The organism is Cellulomonas septica, assembly GCF_012396155.1.
Lineage (GTDB): Bacteria > Actinomycetota > Actinomycetes > Actinomycetales > Cellulomonadaceae > Cellulomonas > Cellulomonas septica.
Window position 1 is genome coordinate 1 of the sequence record NZ_JAAXOY010000533.1, and the last position, 2,511, is coordinate 2,511.

The 2,511-nt window shown below is 75.8% G+C and carries 2 protein-coding genes; both read right to left on the reverse strand.

What is annotated here, in order from left to right; all coding sequences use genetic code 11:
* A partial coding sequence (locus HGA02_RS16160) for a DUF5682 family protein (RefSeq protein WP_343035537.1) occupies positions 1-1,353 on the reverse strand: 1,353 nt, incomplete at its 3' end.
* Positions 1,350-2,441, reverse strand: coding sequence for an AAA family ATPase (locus tag HGA02_RS16165; protein WP_168680110.1), 1,092 nt, complete (start codon positions 2,439-2,441; stop codon positions 1,350-1,352). The genes HGA02_RS16165 and HGA02_RS16160, both read right to left, overlap by 4 nt.
* Between the last annotated feature and the right edge of the window lie 70 nt (positions 2,442-2,511).

Sequence of the window (2,511 nt, forward strand, 5' to 3'; positions counted from 1 at the left end):
CGCCGAGAACGCGAGCCGCAGGCGGCGTGCGGTCGCGCGCAGGTCCGCGTCGAGGGGCACCGTCGGCACGTCGTCGCCGATCTCGCCCAGCCGCTCCCCCACGACGAGCTGCGCGGTCACGTGCGCGACGAGCGCGTCGTCGCCGTCGCACAGCACCGCGCGGGTCGCCTCGGTCACCTCCGCGAGGCCGGGCAGGTGCCGCCCGCGCACGGTCGCGAGCGTCTCCGCGAGCCGGACCGCCTCGATGACGTGCGCCGACGACACCGGCAGGTCCTTCTCCCGGAGCGCCGCACCGACCTGCACGAGCCAGCTCGCGACGACGTCGCGGTCCGTGCGGAACAGGTGCTCGTACCACCCGGGCGAGGTGATGCCCGCGCCGTAGCCCGACGCGCGGGCGAGTCGCGACGACGTCCACGGCACCCATGTCAGCGTGACCTTCTTCTTCGCCAGCCCGGTCAGGAGCCGGGCGTCCCCGGCGGCGGGCGGCAGCGGCGTCGTGAGCGCGGGCGCGTGCCACGCGCCGCACACGACCGCGACCCGGCGGTGACCCGCCTTGAGGGCCGCGCGGAGCTGCTGGCGCATGTGCGCCTCGCGACGCGCCTCGTGCTCGTCGGGCTCGGGCGCGGCGGCGCGCAGCGCGGCCATGGCCTCGGTGATCACCGCGAACGGCGTGGGTCCGTCGGTGCGGGACTCCACGACGTCCTCCCACCAGCGCTCGGGGTCGTCGTAGCCCGCGGCGGCCGCCAGGGCGGCGACCGGGTCGCGGCGGACCGCGGCGGGCGACGTCGGGTCGTCGTCGGTCCACGGCACGATGCGCTCGGCCGGATCGGGCGCGTCGTCGTCGACGTGGGTCCGCTCCTCGTCTCCGTCGCCGTCCGTCGGCTCGCCGTCGCCCCCGACGTCCGTCCGTCCTCCGCCGCCGTCGACGACCGTCAGGTCTCCGTCGCCGTCCTTCTGCTCCCCCGCCGCCTCGGGTTCCTCGGCCTGCTCCCCCGAGGCCGTGCCCTGCGCGGCGCGAGCCGCGAGGACGACCGCGGCCGGGAGGTCGACGAACCACACCGGCACCCCGCGCGCGGTCGCCCACACGAGCGCCTGCCACTCGGGCGAGAACTCGGCGAACGGCCAGAACGACGAGGTCGCGGGGTCGTCGGCGACGGCCGCGAGGATCGCGACCGGCGGGACGAGCCGACCGCCCGCCACGAACGGCACGAGGTGGTCGCAGTCCGCCGGACCCTCGATCAGCACGACGTCGGGCTCGAGCGCGTCGAGGCCCGCGACGACGGCACGCGCCGAACCCGGCCCGTGGTGCCGCACGCCCATGACCTCGACGCGCGCCTCGACGGTCTGCGTCACGCGGTGACCTCGCGGCACGCGCGGTAGAAGTCGGCCCAGTCCCGCCGTTCGCGCACGACGGCCTCGAGGTACTCGGTCCAGGCGACGGTGTCGGACGACGGGTCCTTGACGACCGCACCGACGATCCCCGCGGCGACGTCGGCGGGCCGCAGGACGCCGTCGCCGAAGTGCGCGGCGAGCGCGAGGCCGTTCGTCACGACGGAGATCGCCTCGGCGGTCGACATGGTGCCGGACGGCGTCTTGACGGCGGTGCGCCCGTCCTCGGTCCGCCCCGAGCGCAGCTCGCGGAACACCGTCACGACGCGGGCGATCTCCTCCGCGGCGGCGGGGACCGGCGGCAGCTCGAGGGCACGGCCGAGCTGTGCGACACGTCGGGTGACGATGTCGATCTCCTCCGCGGCGGTCCCGGGAAGGGGCAGCACGACGGTGTTGAAGCGGCGGCGCAGCGCCGACGACAGCTCGTTGACGCCACGGTCGCGGTCGTTCGCGGTCGCGATGACGTTGAACCCCTTCGCGGCCTGCACCTCGGCACCGAGCTCGGGCACGGGCAGCGACTTCTCGGACAGGATCGTGATGAGCGCGTCCTGCACGTCCGACGGGATGCGCGTGAGCTCCTCGACGCGCGCGATCGACGCCTCGCGCATCGCGGTCATGACGGGCGACGGCACGACGGCCGCCTGCGTCGGCCCCTCGGCGAGCAGGCGCGCGTAGTTCCAGCCGTACCGGATCGCGTCCTCGCCGGTCCCGGACGTGCCCTGCACGACGAGCGTCGACCGGCCGCTGACCGCGGCGGCCAGGTGCTCGCTGACCCAGGTCTTCGCGGTCCCGGGGACGCCGAGGAGCAGCAGCGCGCGGTCGGTCGCGAGCGTCGCGACGGCGACCTCGACGAGGCGACGCGGGCCCACGTACTTCGGGCTGACGACGGTCCCGTCGGGAAGCGTGCCCCCGAGCAGGTAGGTGACGACGGCCCACGGCGACAGCCGCCACGCGGGCGGGCGGGGACGGTCGTCGACCGCGGCGAGCGCGGCGAGCTCGTCGGCGAACGCCTGCTCCGCGTGCGGGCGCAGCAGGTCGGCGGTGTCGGTCACGTGAGCTCCTCGAGGATCGTGCGGCGTTCGTGGACGAGGTCGGCCGCGCGCGTGAGCGACGGCGCGACGT